Below are 22,727 nucleotides of genomic sequence, written 5' to 3'. Positions count from 1 at the left end.
ACGACACATCAAAAAAGAACCGCGGACGGAAGTGTCCACGGTTCAGGAGAATCAAGGTTTCATGACCATTTTCGGTTTTTTCTTCAAGGAGTGGATGCCTTCGACGAAGCGGACCGTTCCTGACTTGGCTCGCATGACGACCGAGTGCGTCTGACCGCCTTGCCCGGTGAACTGGACGCCGCGGAGGAGTTCCCCGTCCGTCACGCCCGTCGCCGCGAAGATGCAATCTTCACCTTTAACGAGGTCGTCCAACAGCAAAATCCGGCCCGTATCGGCGATGCCCATGTCTTGGCAACGTTTCTCTTGGGCTTCGTCTTCAGGAAGCAGGCGACCTTGGAAGTCACCGCCGAGACATTTCATCGCGACGGCCGCGATGACGCCTTCCGGCGCACCACCCGAACCGAGCAACAAATCGACACCCGTTTTCGGGAACGCCGTGTTGATGGCCGCGGCCACGTCTCCGTCAGGAATCAACTTGATACGAGCACCCGTCGCTCGGACACGTTGAATCATCTCTTCGTGACGATCACGATGTAAAATCGTGACGACGACGTCTTCGACGTTCTTGTTCTTCGCCTTGGCGACGATGGCGATATTCTCTTCAATCGAGTTGTCGAGGCTGATCAATCCGGCCGCTTCCGGACCGACGGCAATCTTGTCCATATACATGTCCGGCGCGTGAAGAAGGTCACCGGCGTCAGCGACAGCGAGAACGGCAAGCGCTCCCCATGTTCCCGTCGCGACGATGCTCGTCCCTTCGAGTGGATCGACAGCGACGTCGAGGCGCGAGCCATAGCCGTTCCCGACTTTTTCACCGATATAGAGCATCGGTGCCTCATCCATCTCGCCTTCCCCGATGACAACGACCCCTTTCATCGGAATCGTATCAAACACTTCACGCATCGCGGTCGTCGCCGCATCGTCCGCCTCTTCTTTCAAGCCTTTACCCATCCAACGAGCCGAAGATAGCGCTGCCGCTTCTGTGACTCGGACCAATTCCATTGATAAACTACGTTCCACCCGAATTCTCCCCTTTTTACTCAGACACCTCATCGACCCAGACGAGCGCGCCGAGTTGTTTTAGTTTGCCGACGAAATCGACATATGAATCGTTCAATTTTTCCGCATCGATCACCGTGGATTCGCCACTCGCTTGAAGCCCAGCTAAGGTGAGGGCTGCCCCGCTCCGTGCGTCTGCACATTCCATTTCCGCATTGGCGAGCGTTGTCCCGCCGCGAATGACGGCCGAAGCGTCCTCGAGCGTAATCTGTGCGTTCATGCGCCGCATTTCCGCGATATGGCGGAAGCGTTGGGCGTACAGCTTGTCGGTGACGATACTCGTTCCGTCCGCTTTCAACAGTGCGGCCGACATGATCGGCTGCAGGTCGGTCGGATACCCCGAATAGTGGAAGACACGGATATCAATCGGTTTAAAGGCGTTCGCCCGCACCGTGATCGTCTCTTCCCCGACTTCGACGTCGGCCCCGTAATCCAGTAGTTTTTGAATGACGCCTTCTAAGTGAGTCGGAATGACGTTTCGAACCGTCACTTCACCCGCGACCGCGCCATAAATCATGAACGTCCCAGCCTCTAACCGATCGGGAATGAGCGTGTGTGTACAGCCGTGGAGCTTGTCGACCCCTTTGATGCGAATCTCGTCGGTGCCCGCCCCGATGACATGGGCCCCCATCGAAGTGAGCATCGTCGCGACGTCGACGATTTCCGGATCGATGGCCGCGTTCTCGATGACGGTCGTCCCGTTAGCGAGCACGGCCGCGAGCATGGCGCTCACTGTCGCCCCGAACGAACGGAGATCGAGATAAATTCGATTTCCCTCCAGCTTTTCGGCGTTCACATGATAAAGTCCCGACTCGTTCTCGACTTTAATGCCGAGACGTTCGAGTGCTTTCAAATGTAAATCGATCGGTCGTGGACCAATCGCATATCCACCGGGAAGCCCGACGGCCCCTTTCCCAAAACGAGCCGCAAACACCCCGAGCAAATAGACAGCGGCTCGGACTTTACGCGTCTCTGAGCCGAGCAGCGGCATGGCGACGGCATCTTTCGCATGAAGCGTCATCCGCTCCCCGTCCCGTTCAATCGAGACGCCGAGTTCTTGTAATAGACTGAGCATCACTTCGACGTCCTCAATGACGGGGACGTTCTCAATCGTCACCGGTTCTTCCGTCAAAAGTGCTGCGACGAGACAAGGCAAGGCGCTCTGTTTGGCACCGCTAATGTCAACTGTTCCTTCAAGTTTTTGCTGTCCTACGATATGGAGAATTTCCACGAAGATCAAACCTTTCTGCGACAAACTTATTTGGATTGAGCGTTGTTCCAATCCGCTAAGAATTGCTCGATCCCTTTGTCAGTGAGCGGATGTTTCATCATCTGTTCGATGACTTTGTATGGTACCGTGGCGATGTCGGCTCCAAGGAGAGCCGCCTTCGTCGCGTGGACCGGATGGCGAACGGAAGCTGCGATGATTTCTGTATCGATACCATGGATGGCAAAGATATTGGCAATCGTCTCGACGAGGTCGAGACCATCTTGACCGATATCGTCCAAACGACCGATGAATGGCGAGACGTATGACGCGCCGGCCCGAGCCGCGAGTAGCGCTTGGTTGGCGTTAAAGATGAGCGTCACGTTCGTCTTGATGCCGAGCTGTGAAAACGTATTGACCGCTTCCATCCCTGCTGGCGTCATCGGTACCTTGACAGTAATATTCGGCGCGATGGCCGCAAGTTCCTTTCCTTCTTCCACCATACCCGCTGCGTCGAGCGCAATAACTTCCGCGCTGACTGAGAGATCCCCGACGATCTCACAGATTTCGCGTAGCCGTGTATGGAAATCGACGCCTTCTTTGGCGACGAGCGATGGATTCGTCGTCACTCCCCCGATGACGCCCATCTGATGAGCTTTCTTGATGTCTTCCACGTTTGCCGTATCAATGAAAAAACGCATGTACAATTCCTCCTCGAATGGTGTTGTGATCGCTTACACTTCTTATTATGAGGAAATTGTCATGGAATTGCTACACCCTTTACGTCAAGCCGGCGATGGCGAACATCGATCCGATGAGTAAACCAACGCCAACAAGCGTCCCCACTGCCGTCCATCGTTTCACGTTTTTTTGTTTTGTCTCATACGCTTGATACGGCCCTTCCTTTAAGCGCTCCGACCCATGCGTCTCGATCCAAAGTCCGACCGCGGTCTCTTCGTCGGTCACGAGATTGCCTGTATACGTGAACGGGATGATTTCTTCGGGTCGACGGAGAATGTCGAACCGCTCCCGCCGTGTCGCGATGTTCGCCCCGATCCAGTAGAGCCGTTTCGGTGTATAGAAAACTGGCACGCTATCTCCGATAAAATACTGAATCCACTGTTCGAACGCGGCGAGATCGCGTTGGTCGAACAAGATTTCCATTGAATCCTCGTCAGTCATGATGGCGAGCATCGGGCACAACTCGATCGTCCGTCGTCTATAGGGATGCGGCATGGCTGCTTCTGTCTTTCGGACGATGGCCGGGAAGAAGACGACTTGCTTGATTGCGTCGAGCGGGAACGATTGCTCGACTGACTCACCCGGCTCGTGCCGATACGTCGTCCCCTCAATATATGTCGCGGTCACTTCATAGTGCGACTGGTGCCGCTCTTTCCAGAACAGCTGGCGAAACAGTTGCAAGAACCGATACACGCCGTAACCGCCGAGGACGGTGAGTGACAACAGCGGAATCAACCACGGTTTCGGATTCATGAGGATGAGAATGACCGGCAGCGCGGCAAAGGCCAACGTCATACCAATTATAATGATGGGACCGACGATATAAAAAATGCGCCAAAATGATTCTGTCGAACGTTCTTGATACTTCATGCAAACTCCCCCTTTTCATCTATATACGGTACCCTAACCGCTTACGTTTCAATAAAAAAAGCCGGCTCTCGCAAAGAGAGCCGACTGATGTGACAGGATTATGCTTGGTTGCTTGAACCGAACTCACGCATTTTGCCAGTAACGACGTTGTAGATCGCTTCGACACCAGGGCCGATGACTTTACGTGGGTCATATACTTTCGAGTCCGTGTTGAGCTTCTCACGTACGGCACGAGTCCATTCTTGTTGGCACTCTGTGTTAACGTTGATTTTGCTGTGACCGAGCTCGATTGCTTTTTTGATTTGGTGCTCAGGAATACCTGAACCGCCGTGAAGAACGAGTGGAGTTTTAGTCGCTTCTGCGATTTCTTCCATCTCTTTGAAGCCGAGTTTAGGCTCGCCTTGGTATTCTCCGTGTACAGAACCGAGTGCTGCCGCAAGAGCGTCAACTTTCGCTTCTTTCACGACGCGTACGCACTCGTCGAGGTCAGCGTATTGTACGCCGCCAACAACGCCATCTTCTTCGCCGCCGACTGTGCCAACTTCCGCTTCAACTGAAGCGCCTTTAGCGTGTGCGTATTCAACGACTTGTTTCGTCATTTCGATGTTCTCTTCGATCGGGTGGTGTGAACCGTCGATCATAACAGACGTGAAACCAGCGTCAATTGCTGCTTTACACTTGTCGAAAGATGAACCGTGGTCGAGGTGGATTGCAACTGGAACAGTGATGTTGTAGTCGTGCATGAGACCTTCAGTCATTTTAACAACTGTTGTGAAGCCACCCATGTACTTCGCTGCACCTTCTGATACACCGAGGATAACTGGTGATTTCTCGTCTTCCGCAGCGCGAAGAATCGCTTGCGTCCACTCGAGGTTGTTGATGTTGAATTGGCCTACTGCATACTTGCCTTCGAATGCTTTGTTAAGCATTTCTGTCATTGATACTAATGGCATAATGACATCCTCCTGTCTGTTCGCTATTGTGCACTTTGGGAAAAATGCCCCCGTGCAATTCGTTCCCATTATAACACACGTCGAAACTTGTGCCTATGCTATTCGGGCATAGAAATGGCTCTGCGCAAGCGTTTACATATGTCATCTTCGTGACGAATTACGTGATTTTGAGGACTTCCTTCACTTTTTCAATCATCCGATAAATATCGAACGGCTTTTCAAATTGCGCGGTAATGCCAAGTCGTTGCACTTCTTCAAGCGTCGATTTTTCCCCGAACGCGGTCATAATCATGACCGGGGTTTCGATGTTCCGTTGGCGCATGTTGCGTAGTACTTCATGACCGAACATGCGCGGCATGTTCATATCGAGCAATACTAAATCGTATCCGTTCTGTTCGAGCTTTTCCCAAGCGTTCTGTCCGTCGTTCGCCGTGTCGACCTCGATGCCGAGGCTTTGGAACACTTGCGCTAACATCAACCGAATCCCGTCTTGGTCGTCTGCGATCAACATCCGTGACATCCATCTACCTTCTCTCCATAGTTTGCACTAGTCTAACCATACCAAATCCGATTTCGTTTGGCGACGGACCTATTTTGAAATCAAGGCAACGGTATCGATACCGGTTCTTCGGTCTGTTCGTCCTTTAACTGGGCCGGTACTTCCGACTCAGGTACCGGCTCGTAGGCCGTCACCGTCTGCTCGTCTTTCACATACAGTTTCAAAAAATCGCCTTCGGCCAGCCGAATCGGTGCCTCGAACGTGATTGGTCGTTTCTTGCCGTCTTCATCATAGCCAATCGTTTCATACGTATGTCTCTTTCCTTGGTCGGTGACGTTTGTGCTCGGCACTTTCGTATAGTAGACGTCGGCAAACAGCCGATTCGTATCGACGAACTGCCAACCGAGAAATAAGATGAGGACGACGCCACCGATTGCCCATGCTCGTTTCATCGTAACTCCCCCGCCTTTCTCTTTTCCATCTTTTTCAATACCATTGTCTCCCTATTTCTAAACACCCGGTACGCTGATATACTGAAAACATGAAACGAACAGGAGCGAAATCATGAAACCATATTTGTTATACATATTGTTCGTCTTGGCACTTGGAAGTATGGTCGCACTCGTCGTGAACGTTTTCGGGGAAGACCAAGAAGAGATACCGCTCGCCGCTGCCGTCGAGACCGATCTCGAGGAATTGCCGGAGACGTTCGCCGTCTTATCCGAGACGTTCGATGAGCCAATCGCAGACAGTGACATCGCCCGCATCAAAAAGCTGGCTTCTGATCCGGAACTCGACGAAGCGAACGTGCACGCCCTCGGCACAATCGATGTCATCTTTAAAGGACGACCGACCACACTGACACTCGAAACAGAAGTGGATCGTGAGGACGGCACGTATCTTTATCTGTATTTGTTCGGCGAACCGGACATCGTCGAGGCGCTCGACGAACGCATCATGGCGTATTATGAAGAATTAGGCATATGAAAAGGAACCTCGCCGCGGCGAGGTTCCTTTTATTTCGTTAGTCGACCGTGACAGGGACGACCGCGAGATCAATCTCTTTCTCGATCTCGGCCCGCTCTTCAGCGAGACGAGCATCCGACCATTTGAAGACATCGGCCATGCAACGGAGCACGCCGTCTTTATAGTTGCGGACGAAGTCGATGTCGAAGAACATCGCTCCGGTGCGGCGGACGAGGAAGTCGATGGCCCGAACGACCGACTCTTCTTCGATGCCGTACATGAGTTGTGCATAGACGTACTCTGGAAGGTCGTACGCGTTCGAGTCCATCCGTTCGATGACACGATCGATGTTCGATCCGTAGAGACGGACGAGTTGCTCGGCTTTGACGTCATCGAGACCAAGGTTTTTCAGTTCAGCCTTCTTCTTCGTCAAGAAGTCATCGAACCCTTTCGAACCGCCGACATGGCCTCCCGACATCGGCATATGTTTCGTGCGCGAAGCGAGGAAGACGATGCCTTCTTCTTGCTTGAGCAGTTTCGCCACCAAATCGACGACCGTCTCTGACATCTTGCGATAACCGGTCAACTTCCCACCGGCGATCGTGATTAAGCCGCTTTCCGACTGCCAAACCTCATCTTTCCGTGAGATTTCAGACGGGTCTTTGCCTTCTTCATAGATGAGCGGACGAATCCCGGCCCAGCTCGACTCGACGTCATCTGCCGTCACGTTCACGTCTGGGAACATATAGTGGATTGCCTCTAAAATATAGTCGCGGTCCTCGGTCGTCATGCGTGGGTGAGCTTTATCCTTATCGAAGAACGTGTCTGTCGTCCCGACGTACGCTTTGCCGTCACGCGGAATCGCGAACACCATCCGGCCGTCTGGTGTATCGAAATAGATGGCTTGTTTGAGCGGGAATTTCGACTGGTCAATGACGAGGTGAATCCCTTTCGTCAAACGGAGCATCTTCCCTTTGTTCGAGCCGTCTTGTTCGCGGAGCACGTCGACCCAAGGTCCGGTCGCGTTGATGACTTTCTTCGCATAAACTTCGTACGTCTTGCCGTCGATTTGGTCTTCAACGTGGACGCCGACGACTTTGCCTTGCTCATAGATGAGACCAGTCACTTTCGAATAGTTCAAGAGGAGAGCGCCGTGGTTGGCCGCCTCTTTCGCGACTTCAATCGTCATACGGGCATCATCTGTCCGATATTCGACGTAATAACCGCCACCGACAAGACCGTCTTTTTTGACGAGCGGCGCTTTTTGAATGACTTCATCCGGCTTCAACATCAAACGTCGCTCGGCGCGTTTGACGCCCGCTAAGAAATCGTACACCATCAAGCCGACCGCTGTGGAGAGCGGTCCGAACGTGCCGCCTTTATGCATCGGCAACAGCATGCGTTCTGGCGTCGTGACGTGTGGCCCGTTCTCATAGACGATGGCGCGTTCTTTTCCGACTTCGGCGACGAGCGCGACTTCGAACTGTTTCAAGTAGCGCAACCCTCCGTGGACGAGTTTCGTCGAACGGCTCGATGTTCCGGCTGCGAAGTCTTGCATTTCGAGCACGGCCGTCTTCATTCCGCGAGACGCGGCATCGAGCGCGATTCCGGCACCGGTGATTCCTCCGCCGACGACGAGCACGTCGTGACGTTCACCCGTTAACTGTTCATATCGTTTGGCACGTTCTTTTGCTGAGAAATTTCTGATTTCCATCTTGTCCCCTCCTATAATGAATCCGGTTCGATGTATGCGAAAAGAGACCACAACAAAACAAGGCTTCGCCCCCCATGTCGTGGTCTCTCTGTAGTCTCCAACCGGTTATCAACTTTTCTCCTGTATTATACCCCATTTTCTAGCATTCAACCATCGACCCGCTCACGGAGTGTGCAACCTGCTCCTCAGAAAGCGTCCCGCTCGCAATTTCAAAATGAGAAGACTAGACTTCAAGGTATCACCAACAAGGAGGAGTTTTTTTATGAAACGCATGTTACAACCTTTCCAATTCAAAAACGGCGTCGAGCTCCACAATCGGCTCGTACTTGCGCCGATGACCCATTATTCGTCAGAACCGACGGGTGAAGTGTCGGAACACGAACTCGCCTATTACCGCAAGCGAGCGAAGAACGTCGGCCTCGCCATCACGGCGTGTGCTTACGTGACCGAAGACGGCAAAGGGTTCCCAAACGCCTTCGGTGTGAATGACGACAAGTTCATCCCTGGGCTTCGTCAGCTCGCTGAAAGTTTGAGAGCGGAAGGCGCGAAAGCGATTCTTCAAATCTTCCATGCAGGACGCATGTCTCCTCCGGAACTCGTTCCGAACGAACAACCAGTAAGCGCCAGCGCCATCGCACCGGTCCGTGAAGGTGCCGCCACACCACGCGCCCTTGAGACTGAAGAAGTCGAAGCCATCATCGAGGCGTTCGGCGAAGCGACACGTCGTGCCATTGAGGCCGGTTTTGACGGCGTCGAGATTCACGGGGCGAACACGTATTTGATTCAACAGTTCTTCTCACCTCACTCGAATCGACGCGACGATCGCTTCGGTGGCGACGTAAACGCACGCCTCACATTCCCGCGTGAAGTCATTCGCTCGGTCAAACGTGCAGCTGAAGGCGCGGACAATTTCTTAATCGGCTACCGCTTCTCGCCTGAAGAAGTCGAAGAGCCAGGCATCACGCTCGACGATACGGACGTATTGATCGATATGTTGCTCGAAGAAAATCTCGACTACCTCCACGCCTCGCTCTGGAACTTCAATATCGGTTCAATTCGGAACGAGAACGTGACGGAGCGGTCGATTGATCGCATCGCTAAACGCATCAACGGTGCCGTCCCGCTCATCGGAGTCGGACAGCTCCAGCGCCCAGGTCAAGTCGAAGACGCACTGAACGTCATCGACCTCGCCGCGCTCGGCCGCGAACTCATCATCGACCCGGATTGGCTCGAGAAAGTGAAAGACGGTCGTGAAGACGAAATCGAGACCGAACTCGACTTGAACAAACAAGCCGAACTCGCCGTCCCGGCTCCGCTCTGGAACGCCATCACAACACGTGCCGGCTGGTTCCCAATCAAAGACCAAGCCGTCAAATAAGCCTTCAACCGCAGACTTCATGTCTGCGGTTTTTTTGTGGTTTGTGCAATTCATCGAGTAGTGTGAGAAATGGGATATGCTACGGACACAATTTCGTCACATTTTTCATCTTTTTCACCTCTTCTTTCGTGTTGACCTAACTTTCCAACCTTTCACCCCCTTCGTAAGCTAAGGACAGGAACCGTTTCCTCGACGAAACCGCGGGCCAAGCCTCGCTTGCACCGCGCCTGTCTGTTTGACCGTCTTTTGAAAGGGGCATATGATGTATGACGAAAAAGCCAATTGATCTCGATGCGTACAACAAACAACTCAATCAGCATCAACAGCGTACGAAAGAAGTCGCTGAAACGTATCGACAAAAAAGTAAGGAACTCGAACACCACCTCGAATCATCCGCACGTTCCCGTGAAGAAGCACTCGCTCGCGAAATCGCCGAATTAAAGCAAGTGACTAAACGGAACGTTCCACGAAATAAATAAACGGTTCCCGATCGTACGACGAAAGAAGTGACTCATCCGGTGGAAAACAAAATCAAACGCCAATTTCTGAATCATCTGCATCGTGACAAAAATTTGTTCGATGATTTTCAGCATGTGGATAACTTTTATACGCTCGATCAACAGATTGTGAGTGCGCTCCGCAGCGCCCATCCGATTCGGGCCGAACAGCTGCTCGAGACGCTGACGCTCGACCTATTGAAACTTCCGGTCTCCGATGAGTATATGAGTGTCCGTTTCTACTACCGCGGCCTCGTCTATCACATCATCCGTCTGATTCCAGTCGATAACCCAAACGTCCAGACCGCGCTCAATTATACGAGCGCTCTTCTCATCTTAATCGATGAACTGACGACGACACTCGACTTTATCTATGCCATTCCCGTCATCGTCGACCATTTGACGAAGATGATGGCGTTTCTATCCCCTCCCGTGTCGACGAACCCGAACGTCACGACGACCATCCATTTGATTGAAGAGCATTTGAAAGAGCCGGAACTATCGCTCCCGTGGATCGCCCGACAAATCGGGTTATCGAACAATTATTTGTCGGCCCTGTTCAAACAGGAAGTCGGCGAGAGTGTACCCGAACGAATCCGGCGCCGCCGCATCGATGCGTCCATCGCCGATTTGCTCGGAACGAATTTGCCGATTTGTACCATCGGTGAGAAATATCGCTTCGCCTCGTGCACGGCCTATATCAACACGTTCAAGACGTACAAACAAATGACCCCGCTCCAATACCGCCAATTGTTCCACACGTGAAAAGCGCTAAGCCTCTACCGAGACTTAGCGCTTTCTGTCATCCATTCTTCTCGCAACAAACCCATGCGAATCGAGTCGTAACGCACGTCGTCGACGACGCGCACCTGACGAATCCGACCTTCGAGTCGCATGCCGATTTTCTCGGCCACTTTCATCATCCGCTCATTGCCCGACCACGTCGTCAATCCGACCCGGACCGTTGGCAACGTCTGAAACAGATGGCCGACCCATAGCTTGAGCGCCCACGTGCCGATGCCACGATTCCAGCGGTCGGCTTGATGGAGGATGATCCCGACCTCGAGCCAATTCTGTCCGGCGTCTTCATAATAGAAGGAAACCGTTCCATAGACGGTCCCATCGACCTCGATGACCCACATGTCGTCACGGCCGACGTGTTCGCCCGCATTCTGACAGTACACCTCGTACGTCTGCGCCCGATGTTCAAAATACGGCGCGTCCCATTTCTTAAATTCTGGTGCCTCATCCTTATACATCAATTCCCATAACCGATCCAAGTCGCGAACTTCAATTGGTCGAATCAGTAACTCTTCATCACAAATCATACCCTCGTCCTCTCTATCTGTGCTGTCTACTCTTTCAAGGGATCAGTTCGAATTCCCTTTTTTCCGCTTCCGCCAGACGAGCGCCAAAATGACGAGCAAGAGACTCGCCGTCACCGAGACGACGGCGAACGGACTCGCACCGGTGATGAACAGTTCGCCGAGCGAGACCGAATAGGCGAGACCGAACGACGTGACGAGCTTCGCGCCGATGGCGATCAAAACGAATCGAGGAAATGGCACCCGGCTGAACCCAGCCGCGAGACAAATGATCTCGTCAGGCAAGATCGGAATGATGAACAAGACGAGCAACACACCAAGTCCGTACTTGTCCACGTATCGGTCATACGTCGCGAGCTTGTCGGCGTCGATAAGCCGCATCACCCGCTCCCGTCCGAACCGAGCGAGCCCGTACATGACGAGGATGCCGAGCGTCGTCGCGACGCTCCCGATTAAGGCCGCCCGGAGCGGCCCAAGGGCGACACTGCCAATCGGGACACTGACCGCCTCTGGGACCGGGAGCGCGATCGGCTGCAGGAAGCTGAAGGCGGCGAACACCCACATCGCCTGGTCGCCATACTGTTCGAGCAACCGCTCGAGCCCGTACGAGTCGTACAAGACGAGTCCGAACGAGACGTAGTATACGAAGACGAACAACAAGAATAACGTGAACGTGACTTTTAGCATTTGTTTCAAGTACGTATTCGAGCCCTCGCGAATCGACCGCAATAGACCAATCGACAGTGCGAGCAATACAATCCCGGTCCACCCGAGTTGATACGGCAATAATAGCGTCGGCAAGACGACGAACGGCAACAGGCTGAGCGTGACGAGCGCTCCCCCGTATCCTGCATAAATCATAGTTCGTTCTCGCATGTCGCATCGCCCTCTCCCTGTTCTACTATTAGTGTACCCGGATTTCGGGCAACATGTATCCACCTGAAGCTGTTGCGCACATCAGCCTTTTGCCCGAGAAAAAAGGCCACAGTCATAGACTGTGACCTGCCACTCACTCGCCGAGTGAGGCTTGGATGAAATCGTGGAACAAGCGTTGCGGACGCTCTGGACGCGAAATGAGTTCTGGGTGGAACTGTGACGCGACGAACCACTTGTGCTCTGGAATCTCGATGATTTCGACGAGACGGCCGTCCGGGCTCGTTCCTGAGAACTTGAACCCTTCTGCCTCGAACGCTTCACGGTACTCGTTGTTGAACTCGTAACGGTGACGATGGCGCTCGTAGACGAGCTCTTGGTTGTAAGCGGCGTGCGCTTTCGTACCTGGCTCGAGCTTGCATGGATAGAGGCCGAGACGGAGCGTGCCGCCGAGGTCCTCGATATCTTTTTGTTCTGGAAGCAAATCAATAATCGGATAGTTCGTCGTCGGATCGATTTCGGCCGAGTGGGCACCGTCGAGCTTCAAGACGTTACGGGCGAACTCGACCGTCGCGAGCTGCATGCCGAGGCAAATCCCGAAGAATGGGACGTTGTTCTCACGCGCATAACGCGTCGCTTCGATTTTCCCTTCGATGCCGCGTTCTCCAAATCCGCCTGGGACGAGAATCCCGTCTGCGTCTCCGAGAAACGTCTCGACATTCTCTGCCGTCACCTCTTCAGCGTTGACCCAATCGATATCGATGTCGGCGTTGAAGGCGTAACCGGCGTGCTTGAGCGATTCTGCTACCGAGATGTACGCGTCACGAAGTTCGACGTATTTTCCGACGAGAGCGATTTTGACTTTCTTCTCGAGGTGCGTGACCGTGTGCACGAGCTCTTTCCAAGCCGTCATGTCAGCGGCCGGCGTGTTGAAGCCGAAGTAATCGTTGACGAGTTGGTCCATTCCTTGCTTTTGAAGGTTGAGCGGCACTTCGTAAAGCGTCGACGCATCTTGTGCCTCGATGACCGCTTCTTTACGTGTATCACAGAACAAGGCAATTTTTTCACGCATCTCTTCTGGGATATCGTGCTCGGTACGGAGGACGATGATATCCGGCTGAATCCCGTAACTGCGGAGTTCTTTGACGCTATGTTGTGTCGGTTTCGTTTTCATCTCACCGGCAGCCCGGAGATAAGGGACGAGCGTACAGTGAACGTACATGACGTTCTCTTTGCCGATATCGTTTTTCACTTGACGAATGGCCTCGATGAACGGAAGCGACTCGATGTCCCCGACTGTTCCACCAATCTCTGTGATGACGACATCCGCGTTCGTCTCGCGACCGGCGCGGAAGACGCGGTCTTTAATCTCGTTCGTGATGTGTGGAATGACTTGGACCGTTCCCCCGTTATAATCGCCACGACGCTCTTTTTTCAAGACCGTCGAGTAGATGCGACCTGACGTCACGTTGGCGTTTTGCGACAAGTTGATGTCGATGAAGCGCTCGTAGTGACCGAGGTCAAGGTCCGTCTCAGCGCCGTCATCTGTGACGAACACCTCTCCGTGCTGGTACGGGCTCATCGTTCCTGGGTCGATATTGATATACGGGTCAAACTTCTGAATCGTCACGTTCAAACCTCGGTTTTTGAGTAGACGTGCGAGTGAAGCGGCTGTGATCCCTTTACCGAGTGAAGATACTACCCCACCTGTTACGAAAATATACTTTGTCATCATCATTCTCCTCTCTTAAATGCCACAACGGGAAACGAAAAAACAAAAAAAGCAAAAGTGCCCCCACTGAAATGGAGGACACTTTTGCTGCATCGTTACGTGCTAAACTAGCCCATGACTAATTTACGTCAGAGACGATGCAGTCGTCAAGTCATTATTTTTTCTTTTTTTCAACTGTCAAAAAAGAAAAAGAGACACGCCTAGCCGGGACAAATGCCCGGCTTTTTGCGGTCTCTTATAAATCATCCTCGTCTTTAAGGTCGAGGTCGTCGTCCAAGTCTTCGTCCTCGAACTCGTCAAGGCCTTCCACTTTTTCGGCTTCATCCTCAGCATCGAACTCAGATGCGTCAAAATCTTCACCTTTTGCAAAGACGTCAAGGTCGTCTTCAATGTCGACGATGCCTTCATCCGTCTCATCGATCTCTTCTTCGAACTCATCGAGCTCACCGCGCTGGCGTGCTTCGATGACGAGATCTTCGTCTGACTTATCGAACGGATACCAAACACGAAGCGCCCAACGGTTAGCTCCCAAGTTGACGAATAGTCCGTCGATGTTCATGTCCGTGTAGAGTTGCGCGATTTTCTCGAGCTCCTCCTCTTCACTTGCGAACGTATAGTTTTGTCTGATCAGCTCACGAATCTCATCAAATGACACTGGTTGCTCGCCAGTCTTTTGAAGAATTTCGTAAACGAAATCGATCAACGATTTATTCATTAAAGGACACTCCTTTTCCGTCACTAGTTAAACATCACTCCTCATTATAAACAAAACCGATATGAAAAAGCTAGAGGAAATTATTTTGAAGTTTCAACGGTTTTTTGGATGCTTAACCAATAGAGCGTCATCAATCCGACGTTGAAGATCCACGTCAAACCGAGCACCCCGAGCATCCAACCGCGCGGGACTTTGAAGGACAACTCTGCATTGACGGACTGGCCAGTATATAGGCCGTAGCCGAGCAATCCAACCATGAGCGCGGAATACGCGACGACCATCCCGAACCGTTTCCATAGTTGCAAGAGCAGCGAGGCGAACTCTTTATTGTCCCCATACGATGCATATAGATAGACATGACCCGCACTCGCATACATCGTCTGGACGTACCCACTCACAAACAGGACCGGGATGAACACGAGCGGCTCCAAGAATCCGAGGAAGAATAGCAGCGACGTGACGAGCAGGACGTAGTAAGGATGACGCGCCACGTCGAACACACGGTTCAATAATATCCAGCCGATGACGCCCGCCAAGAACGGCATGAACACGTAGAATAAGAGCACTTGAAACGAATATAGGGCCAGACTGATGAATACGGCGCCAATCAACGTCCAGCCGCCGAACAACCCGACGACGAACGCGAGCAGTTGAACTTGGCGCGTCCGGGTGGCACTGACGTACGTTCTCGTCCGCTCCTGGAACAATACCCACCCGACGTAGCCGAGCAAAATAATCATCAATAAAAAGATTTCCACATACCCGCTCGCCCCTTCCAACAGGCTGAGGAGACGGCTCACCAACGTGAACACGGTGACGGTGATGAAGGCAAGCACGAACTTCCCTGTCGCCCATGCCCACGTCGCCGTTTTCTCGAGCGGCAACTTTCTCACGAACAGCCAAGGCAGGATCAGACTGACGAGGAAGAGGATGACAGCCTCGTCATATGATCGAGTCAGCACATAAGAGAAAATGACGATCCAGGCAACGAGTGCGAGTACGAGCGGGAGCGAACTCCCTTTCTGATCCGCCGACTCGTCTGTGGTGGACAGTTCCTTCAGCTGTGACAAAATCGTCGTCATAATCGACCCGACACCGATCGATCCGACACCGACAAGAAAAGCGCTCAATTCGATCGCCCAGCCAAACGGCAGCAAAAAGCAGATGAGTCCGGTCACCAAGACGGTCAGCGCCAGTAAGAATGTCTGTTTCGAGCCAAGGCGACCAATGATGTACACCCATAGAAGCAGTCCCGACATACTCGCCACGTAAAAAATCATGAACGGGATTAATCGTCCGACGCCGTCTTCGACCGCCATGATGGACAAAAATAAAATTTGAGGCAAGATTTGACTGCTGAGGGCACTGACAATCGTCAATAACACGACCGTGTTTTTCATTAAAGATACCTCATTTCTAGAAAATGATTGAATCGCTCTCCTTTCCTTCTTTCCCGCCCCCTTCCATTCGAGAACCTCTCGAATCACACATCAGCTCCTCAGTTTTTTCACATGTTTGCCGATATAGAATAGAACGCTATTTTAGCTGTACGAGAAAAAGGAGAATGAAACATGGCACTGTTCCGTAAATCAAAACCTACCGCTTACACCGCGTCGATCGGCTTCCCTGATGTGGCTAAGACCGCACGACCGACCGATCCAAATTTGAACGGGCGCACCCATTATATGGGTTATACGGCGTCGCAAGTGAAGCGACTCCAAGACATGGCCCCGCTCGTCGAGTCCGTGTTAGACGATGTCCTCGAAAACGTCCTTGACCACTTGATGTTGCAGCCTGAGATGGTCCAAATCGCCAACGCCTCGTCGACACGTGAGCGGCTTAAAAAAGTGTTCGCTGACTACTTCCGGAGCCTATTGACCGGGAACATCGATGACAAGTTTCTCGCGATGCGCAAACGGATGGGACAGACGCATCACCACTACGCGGTGCCAGTCGTCTGGTTCCTCGCGACGTATTCCGCCTTCAACACGTTGCTCGTCCCAAAAATCGTCGAGACGTATCAACACGACCCGGCCACATTGACCGAATCGCTCCTCGCATTGTCCCATGCGATGAACTTGGACGCCCAAATCGTCACTGAGCAGTACGTCGATGCGCGTCTCGATGAGATTGAATCGGCAAACGTCGCCCGAGCGACGCTATTGAACGATGTCAGTCGCGTCAGCACGGAAGTCGCGACGACGATGGAGCAGACCGGTCACGCCATGTCCGAGACGAGCAAGCGAGCCCATCAAGTGTTGTCCGAGACCGAGCAGACGGAGAAGATGAGCCGTCACTTGATGAGCTTGACGCATACGAACGGCGAGCAAATCGAACAGATGGAATCCGAGTTCAAACAGTCGGCGACGTACGTCGACGCCTCGCTCGATCGCATCACCGCGCTCAAGGACGGCTCGCAAGAAATCGTCAGCATGACCCGGAGCATCGAACAGATTGCCAACCAGACGAACTTGCTCGCCTTGAACGCATCAATCGAAGCGGCCCGAGCCGGTGAGCACGGCAAAGGCTTCGCCGTCGTCGCGACCGAAGTGCGGACGCTCGCCGAGAATGCGAAACAGCTGAGCAGTCAAATCAACGTCCTCATCCATGAGAATGAAGCGAACATCGCCGCCCTGCTCGATCAAATGGGACAGATGCATCGAACGAACGACGAGGCAATGCGTCAACTCGGTGCCGTCAAAGCTGGCTTCTCGACCGTCAAAGACGAGATGGGCAATTACGTCATGTCGTTCGAACGAAACAAGCAAGACCTCGGCCAAATGGTCGAGACGATTTCGGCCATCAATGAGACGACGCAAGGACTATCACACCTGACGTCTTCCTTATTGGCCACTTCCGAGATGCACTAACGACAAACAAGGCACGGTCCGCGGACCGTGCCTTGTTTTTATTGGACAATCGGTTCTGGTACTTCGATTGGAGCGAGGGAGCGATCAAGCAATTCGACGACGTCGAACGTACCGACCGTCTCATCGACTTCTTTCGCTTTCGTCCCGTCCGAGAGCATCGTCAAACAGTACGGACATGCCGACCCGATGACCGTCGGTTTCGTCTCGAGCAACTGCTCGGTCCGGGCCACGTTAACGCGCGTCCCGACTTTCTCTTCTTGCCACATGAGACCGCCACCGGCGCCGCAGCACATGCCGTTCTCACGGTTCCGCTCCGCCTCGACGAGTTCGACACCTGGGATGCGTTCCAAGACGAAACGTGGGGCGTCGTAAATACCGTTATAGCGTCCGAGATAACATGAGTCGTGATAGACGACACGCTCGTTCACGGAGAAGTCCGGTTTGACCCGGCCCGTATCGAGCAGCTCGGCGAGGAGCTCGGTATGGTGATACACTTTCACACCCGTGAGTCCAAAGTCCGGATACTCGTTTTTGAACGTGTTATACGCGTGTGGGTCGACCGTGACGATTTTCGTGACCCCATACTTCTCGAACAGTTTAATGTTCGCTTCGGCGAGCTCTTGGAACAACAGCTCGTTTCCGATACGGCGTGGCGTATCCCCTGAGTTCTTCTCTTCATTCCCGAGGATGGCGAACGAGACGCCGGCCTTGTTCAAGACGCTCGCAAAGCTTTGGGCGACTTTTTGGCTACGGCTGTCGTATGAGCCCATCGCTCCGACCCAGAAGAGGAATTCAAACTCTTCGCCGGCCTTTTTCTTCTCTTTCGCCGTCGGGATGACGAGTTCTTCCCGGTCTTTGCGCCAATTCTCACGCTCTTTCCGGTTCATCCCCCACGGGTTGCCTTGACGTTCGATATTGGCGACCGTACGCTGCGCTTCTGGATCCATCTTGCCTTCCATCATGACGAGGTAACGGCGCAAATCGATAATCTTGTCGACGTGCTCGTTCATGACCGGACATTGGTCCTCACAGTTGCGGCACGTCGTACATGCCCAAATCTCTTCTTCAGTGATGACGTTGCCGATCAACTCATCGGCGACGAGCATATGTCCGTCTTGGGCCGCGGCGGCAATCTCGGCCCCTTGCGTGTTTTGGAACAAGAGCGCCGGTGCCCACGGTGACTTCCGGGTGACGGCGGCCCCTTTCATGTTCATATGGTCGCGCAGCTTGACGATGAGGTCCATCGGCGACAGCATCTTACCGGTCCCGGTCGCCGGGCAGACGTTCGTACAGCGTCCGCACTCGACACAGGCATACAAATCGACGAGTTGTTTTTGGTTGAAGTCTTCGATTTTATTGACCCCGAAGACGACTTCTTCGTCCGACTCCTCGGCTTCTTCCATCGCCGAGAAATCGACCGGAGCGAGACGACCGACCTGGTGCGTCCGTCCGAGCCAGACGTTGAGCGTCCCGGCGATCAAGTGGGCGTGCTTGCCTTGCGGGATATAAATCATGAAGCTGAGCAAGAACAAGAGATGAAGCCACCAGAAGACGACGAACAAGGCGAAGGCGACCCCTCCCGGTACCCAAGCAAACGCCGAACCGATGAGCGTCGCGACCGGTTCACCCCACATCGGAAGTTCTTCCTTATAGACGAGGTAGAACCCGTTCCCGAACAAGACCGATACCATCAGCCCACCGATGAAGATGAGGGCGAGGCCGGCCAAGAAGTTTCGTTTCAAGCGCACGAGCTTCTCGATGTAACGGCGGTAGAATCCCCAAACGACCGCGACAAGAATCATGAGCATGACGATTTCTTGCATGAACGTGAAAATTGGATAGAGCGGACCGAGCGGGATGTGCGGGAAACGTGTCCCGACAGCAAGCCCTTTCCAGATGAAGTCGATGGCCCCGAACTGGACGAGGATGAACCCATAGAACATCATGACGTGAATGATGCCGCTCTTCTTGTCTTTTAACAATTTCTTTTGGCCGAACACATTGATCATGACCTGTTCGAGCCGTTCCTTATTCGTTTGGCTCCACTCTGCCTGCTTCCCGAGCTTGATGAACGTATAGCGCTGATAGACCAGCGAGGCGAACAAATACAGTCCATAGCCGAGGACGAGCAAGAATAGAATCCAGTTGACGATTAAAAATGTAGACATCCCCAAAACTCCCCCTTATGAAAACGGATTCAATCTTGAATTCAGTATATCAAACAATGAATGAACAGTCATTCATTTTTATCGAAGGGGTCAAAAATTGAGCACATGCTTCAAGAATAAGAGGATGCCGCCATACCCGACTACCGCGAGGACGAACGTCCGGAAGTGGAGGTTGCGGTCGGCTGGAAGTTCGAACTTGACGATATTCAGAATCATCGCCCCGGCGACAAACGCGAACAAGATGGCCTCGACGTGCGAGGCGAGATCGATGAAACGGGAAAATAAACCGCCGATGAGGATGCCGCCGCTCAACAAATAACGTCCTTGCCGAAGGTAGCGTTCCCCGTAATGGCGATACAAGTCGTGACCGACAGCGAGGAAGTGGACGCCGAGCGCCGTTGCGTAGAAGCTGCGGGCGACGAACGTGACGGATGATGCCGTAACGACGTAAGCCGAGAACGACATATATGCCGTCAACAGCGTCACTTGGAGCCAATACGACACGTTCTGATCAATCGTCTCGTCTTTGAAGTGTGGCGTTCGAACGACACGCATCGTCCCATAAAAGAAGGTGAAGCCGAGCAAGCTGATGACATAAATCTCCGACGGCAAGGCCAGGTCGAGCCATTCGACCCGGAGCGTGTCTTGCCGCTTATTCAAAGACGGCAAGAGATACATGAAAAAGTACGTGATGGCGATCCCGCTCGAAAACGAGAACCATTTTTGAGACGGTACCCGGTCTCGTGGAAACAGATAGATTCCCCAAAAATTGATCAGTGCTAAATAGACCACGATCCAATTCGCCATCTCACGTCATCCTTTCAGTTCAATCCAAAACCGCTCGACGATTTTCCCGCCTTCCGCTGTGAACGGTGTGTCCGGTATTCCTCCGTTATTCAAGATGACTTGGCGTGACGCCACGTTCGTCCGGTCACACGTAATCAACGCCCGCTCAATCCCGAGTTCTTTCGCTTTCTCGAGCGCGAGCTCGAGCTGTTTCGTTGCCAGACCGCGTCCACGTGCGCTCGGCTTGATGCCGTAACCGATGTGGCCCCCAAAGTTGAGGAGGTTGTCATTCAATTCGTGGCGGATATTCGCTGCCCCAAGCAACTCGTCCCCGTCCGTCAGCCAATACGTCGTGCTCGGCACCCAACTGACGTTGTTCACCCGTATCTCTTTATCACGAATCTGTTTGACGTACGACGCAAAGTCAGACGCGTCGCGGTCGACCGCGTTCGGGACGATCGTCTCTTCCCGCTCCCGCCACTCCTTTAAAAATTCGAGTACTTGCGCTTGTTGCGCCATCGTTGTTTTGACGAGCTGTAGCATCTGACGTCCCCCTAATTGATTGGTCTCTCTTCATCATAACGAAGCCGATTCACGTTGAAAACAGACGTTCCTGTGACGAGATGTCGCCTTTTTCATAGAATCATCTAGCAAAAAACCCGCAATCGATTGCGGGTCAGTCTTCTAATCCTAGTCGTTTTGGCATCTGTGGGGCGAGCGTACGGGCCTCGTCTAAACGGCCAGCCTCGACGAGCGTGTGGAACCGTAAAAATTCCTCATGTGTCGCGTCACCGATGGCCGCCAAATAATCGATATAGCGTTCGTACACCGACTTGTCTTCCGGCCGCGCCTCGATCAACGCGACGTAAAGCCGGACCGTATCTTCTCCATAAAGAAGCGGGAACTCATCGTTCAACTGGAGCAACTTGTCGACCGAGTCCATATCAACACCGGTCTCGTTGTCATAGTGCCCAACGACCTGCTCAGCATGGTCCTCGAGGCGGCCACGCCACTCTTCATACTCGTCCTCGTTCGTCTCGAGCATCTCGAACCAATCCTCGTTCAACATCTCTTCAATCTTTTTCACGCGTTCTGCAAAATTCATGCGAACTCTCCTCCTTCAAACGTCCATGTGACGTCGACGTCATAATTTCCCGCCACGTCTTCGTTCATCGATAATTCGTAGACGAAGCGGCAACGGCCGTCCGCGACATCGAGTCGCTCTGTCGTCGTCGCCATCGTCATCGACATATATGGGTTTTTATATAGGCTTTGCGTCAAACGTCCTTCAATAAAGGAATGATTCATCTCGATCGGTCCTTTACAGATGAGCGCGAGCCGGCCTGTCGTATATTTGATTGTCGTCGGAACGACACCGTCTTCCCGTTCTTGATCGAACGTCAAGATGAAGCCGGTCTTCAATTCATAATAGAGCCCCTCGGCTTGCAGCTCGATCGGTTCCGCGATCTCACTGATCGTCGTCTTTTGGCGCACACGTACGCGTTTCGGTTCAATTGCCATGGTGATTCCCCTTTCCGCTGTCCCATCGTACCATATCTCGCGAACGGTCCGGAATCGGTAACTTTTTCTTTCACGGTTCGCACGCGCTTCACACGTCGGGCCCGATCAATTTTATATTATGTGCGTGCAAGAAGTCCGCTTCAAGCAAAAGACCGCGGATGTGATCATCCGCGGCCGTTCGTTTCGTTAAAACTTCAGCCAATTCCCTTCCGAAATCACGTCTACACGACCGTCGACGACTCGAATCGCCGTCTCGTCATCGATGGCGTAGCTCGGCCCAGCCAACATGCCTGCCCATTCGGTCGCATGCTCGGACGTGTTCTCCGGCAACATCTCATGATCGAGGTGAGGGAAAATCGAGAAATCGACATACCCTAGTGTCTTATCGCCCTGCTCGCCTGGCGCCTGCCAACCGACAAACGCCTCCCCGATGCGCGGGGTCATGACCATGCTGCCGGCACTCAAACCGACATAGACGCCATTCCAATCCGGTAACAGCTGCGCGACACCGGACTGCTGCATCCAATAATGCAAGAACAGGGGGTCGCCTCCGTTGACCAACAACACATCCGCCTCGTCGAACGCCGGTCTCCACACCGTTTCATCAAGGCTTGGGAGGGCACTCAATTCGAGGACCCCGACCGACTTCCACCCTAACTCACACATCGGCGTCGAGAAATCACCGTTGAAAAAGTTCCACGCGTGATTCGTCCCACCCGGCAACGCGTAAATCGCGGTTGGGATACACAGGGCGGTACACTCCTCGATCGGTTTCCCTAACAACTCGAGTAACGCTTGTTTAATCCGGTCATTTTTAATCCCGGCCGATGTCAGTAACAGTCTCATTCCAACC

The 22,727-nt window shown here is 53.0% G+C and carries 24 protein-coding genes; 5 read left to right on the top strand and 19 right to left on the bottom strand.

Annotated elements, in window-relative coordinates; all coding sequences use genetic code 11:
• Positions 1-51: 51 nt before the first annotated feature.
• From glpX to KNP67_RS05040, 7 genes are all read right to left on the bottom strand, one after another.
• Positions 52-1,020 (bottom strand): class II fructose-bisphosphatase, encoded by a 969-nt coding sequence (gene glpX, locus KNP67_RS05070; RefSeq protein ID WP_029594665.1) that lies wholly within the window; start codon positions 1,018-1,020, stop codon positions 52-54.
• Positions 1,021-1,036: 16 nt separating this feature from the next.
• Entirely contained in the window at positions 1,037-2,290 is a 1,254-nt protein-coding gene (murA, locus tag KNP67_RS05065) for a UDP-N-acetylglucosamine 1-carboxyvinyltransferase (RefSeq protein ID WP_214756099.1), read from the bottom strand.
• A 26-nt stretch (positions 2,291-2,316) separates the two neighbouring features.
• Positions 2,317-2,967 (bottom strand): fructose-6-phosphate aldolase, encoded by a 651-nt coding sequence (gene fsa / locus KNP67_RS05060; RefSeq protein WP_021066101.1) that lies wholly within the window; start codon positions 2,965-2,967, stop codon positions 2,317-2,319.
• Between the two features lie 79 nt (positions 2,968-3,046).
• A complete protein-coding gene (locus KNP67_RS05055) occupies positions 3,047-3,877 on the bottom strand; it encodes a hypothetical protein (RefSeq protein ID WP_029594662.1) in 831 nt (276 codons plus the stop codon).
• A gap of 98 nt (positions 3,878-3,975) precedes the next feature.
• Positions 3,976-4,830, bottom strand: a complete 855-nt coding sequence (gene fba / locus KNP67_RS05050; RefSeq protein ID WP_021066099.1) for a class II fructose-1,6-bisphosphate aldolase — start codon at positions 4,828-4,830, stop codon at positions 3,976-3,978.
• Between the two features lie 157 nt (positions 4,831-4,987).
• The gene (locus KNP67_RS05045; protein WP_029594661.1) at positions 4,988-5,350 is read right to left on the bottom strand and encodes a response regulator; all 363 of its coding nucleotides are present in this window, start codon (positions 5,348-5,350) and stop codon (positions 4,988-4,990) included.
• An 80-nt stretch (positions 5,351-5,430) separates the two neighbouring features.
• Positions 5,431-5,781 carry a YxeA family protein gene (locus tag KNP67_RS05040; RefSeq protein WP_029594660.1) on the bottom strand — a complete coding sequence of 117 codons (351 nt, stop codon included), beginning with the start codon at positions 5,779-5,781 and terminating at the stop codon, positions 5,431-5,433.
• Positions 5,782-5,893: 112 nt separating this feature from the next.
• Between KNP67_RS05040 and KNP67_RS05035 the strand changes: the two genes are divergently transcribed.
• Positions 5,894-6,316, top strand: coding sequence for a hypothetical protein (locus KNP67_RS05035; protein ID WP_029594659.1), 423 nt, complete (start codon positions 5,894-5,896; stop codon positions 6,314-6,316).
• 37 nt (positions 6,317-6,353) lie between these two features.
• On the opposite strand, the gene KNP67_RS05030 is transcribed toward KNP67_RS05035, so the two are convergent.
• On the bottom strand, positions 6,354-8,009 hold the full coding sequence (locus KNP67_RS05030; protein ID WP_029594658.1) for a glycerol-3-phosphate dehydrogenase/oxidase: 1,656 nt from the start codon (positions 8,007-8,009) through the stop codon (positions 6,354-6,356).
• Positions 8,010-8,271: 262 nt separating this feature from the next.
• On the opposite strand from KNP67_RS05030, the gene KNP67_RS05025 reads away from it, so the two are divergent.
• From KNP67_RS05025 to KNP67_RS15550, 3 genes are all read left to right on the top strand, one after another.
• Positions 8,272-9,387: an NADH-dependent flavin oxidoreductase gene (locus tag KNP67_RS05025; RefSeq protein WP_029594657.1), complete on the top strand. Its 1,116-nt coding sequence runs from the start codon at positions 8,272-8,274 to the stop codon at positions 9,385-9,387.
• Between the two features lie 266 nt (positions 9,388-9,653).
• Entirely contained in the window at positions 9,654-9,866 is a 213-nt protein-coding gene (locus tag KNP67_RS05020) for a hypothetical protein (RefSeq protein WP_029594656.1), read from the top strand.
• A gap of 114 nt (positions 9,867-9,980) precedes the next feature.
• Positions 9,981-10,649, top strand: a complete 669-nt coding sequence (locus KNP67_RS15550; RefSeq protein WP_131471457.1) for a helix-turn-helix transcriptional regulator — start codon at positions 9,981-9,983, stop codon at positions 10,647-10,649.
• Between the two features lie 14 nt (positions 10,650-10,663).
• Here KNP67_RS15550 and KNP67_RS05010 read toward each other — a convergent pair whose 3' ends face one another.
• The 5 genes from KNP67_RS05010 to KNP67_RS04990 all read right to left on the bottom strand — a co-directional run bounded on the left by KNP67_RS05010 (position 10,664) and on the right by KNP67_RS04990 (position 15,929).
• On the bottom strand, positions 10,664-11,212 hold the full coding sequence (locus tag KNP67_RS05010; RefSeq protein WP_214756097.1) for a GNAT family N-acetyltransferase: 549 nt from the start codon (positions 11,210-11,212) through the stop codon (positions 10,664-10,666).
• Positions 11,213-11,254: 42 nt separating this feature from the next.
• Positions 11,255-12,085 carry a TVP38/TMEM64 family protein gene (locus KNP67_RS05005; protein ID WP_214714460.1) on the bottom strand — a complete coding sequence of 277 codons (831 nt, stop codon included), beginning with the start codon at positions 12,083-12,085 and terminating at the stop codon, positions 11,255-11,257.
• A 133-nt stretch (positions 12,086-12,218) separates the two neighbouring features.
• On the bottom strand, positions 12,219-13,814 hold the full coding sequence (locus tag KNP67_RS05000; RefSeq protein WP_214756095.1) for a CTP synthase: 1,596 nt from the start codon (positions 13,812-13,814) through the stop codon (positions 12,219-12,221).
• 235 nt (positions 13,815-14,049) lie between these two features.
• Entirely contained in the window at positions 14,050-14,529 is a 480-nt protein-coding gene (rpoE, locus tag KNP67_RS04995) for a DNA-directed RNA polymerase subunit delta (protein ID WP_029594652.1), read from the bottom strand.
• 80 nt (positions 14,530-14,609) lie between these two features.
• Positions 14,610-15,929 carry a hypothetical protein gene (locus KNP67_RS04990; RefSeq protein WP_029594651.1) on the bottom strand — a complete coding sequence of 440 codons (1,320 nt, stop codon included), beginning with the start codon at positions 15,927-15,929 and terminating at the stop codon, positions 14,610-14,612.
• A 171-nt stretch (positions 15,930-16,100) separates the two neighbouring features.
• Here KNP67_RS04990 and KNP67_RS04985 point away from each other — a divergent pair, with 171 nt between their 5' ends.
• On the top strand, positions 16,101-17,399 hold the full coding sequence (locus KNP67_RS04985) for a methyl-accepting chemotaxis protein (RefSeq protein WP_214714464.1): 1,299 nt from the start codon (positions 16,101-16,103) through the stop codon (positions 17,397-17,399).
• Between the two features lie 38 nt (positions 17,400-17,437).
• Here the strand turns inward: KNP67_RS04985 and KNP67_RS04980 are convergent, their stop codons facing one another.
• From KNP67_RS04980 to KNP67_RS04955, 6 genes are all read right to left on the bottom strand, one after another.
• On the bottom strand, positions 17,438-19,567 hold the full coding sequence (locus KNP67_RS04980) for a (Fe-S)-binding protein (RefSeq protein WP_021066085.1): 2,130 nt from the start codon (positions 19,565-19,567) through the stop codon (positions 17,438-17,440).
• Positions 19,568-19,657: 90 nt separating this feature from the next.
• Positions 19,658-20,374: a hypothetical protein gene (locus KNP67_RS04975; RefSeq protein ID WP_131471467.1), complete on the bottom strand. Its 717-nt coding sequence runs from the start codon at positions 20,372-20,374 to the stop codon at positions 19,658-19,660.
• A gap of 6 nt (positions 20,375-20,380) precedes the next feature.
• The gene (locus KNP67_RS04970; RefSeq protein WP_029594648.1) at positions 20,381-20,896 is read right to left on the bottom strand and encodes a GNAT family N-acetyltransferase; all 516 of its coding nucleotides are present in this window, start codon (positions 20,894-20,896) and stop codon (positions 20,381-20,383) included.
• A gap of 133 nt (positions 20,897-21,029) precedes the next feature.
• Positions 21,030-21,458 (bottom strand): hypothetical protein, encoded by a 429-nt coding sequence (locus tag KNP67_RS04965; protein ID WP_021066082.1) that lies wholly within the window; start codon positions 21,456-21,458, stop codon positions 21,030-21,032.
• Positions 21,455-21,874, bottom strand: coding sequence for a YwiB family protein (locus KNP67_RS04960; RefSeq protein WP_021066081.1), 420 nt, complete (start codon positions 21,872-21,874; stop codon positions 21,455-21,457). The genes KNP67_RS04965 and KNP67_RS04960 overlap by 4 nt, the downstream gene beginning before the upstream one ends.
• A gap of 186 nt (positions 21,875-22,060) precedes the next feature.
• Entirely contained in the window at positions 22,061-22,720 is a 660-nt protein-coding gene (locus tag KNP67_RS04955; RefSeq protein ID WP_021066080.1) for a Type 1 glutamine amidotransferase-like domain-containing protein, read from the bottom strand.
• Positions 22,721-22,727: the final 7 nt, after the last annotated feature.

The sequence above is a fragment of the Exiguobacterium sp. s157 genome (assembly GCF_018618205.1).
GTDB classification, from domain to species: domain Bacteria; phylum Bacillota; class Bacilli; order Exiguobacteriales; family Exiguobacteriaceae; genus Exiguobacterium; species Exiguobacterium chiriqhucha.
This window is presented reverse-complemented; position numbering and strand designations above follow the sequence as displayed.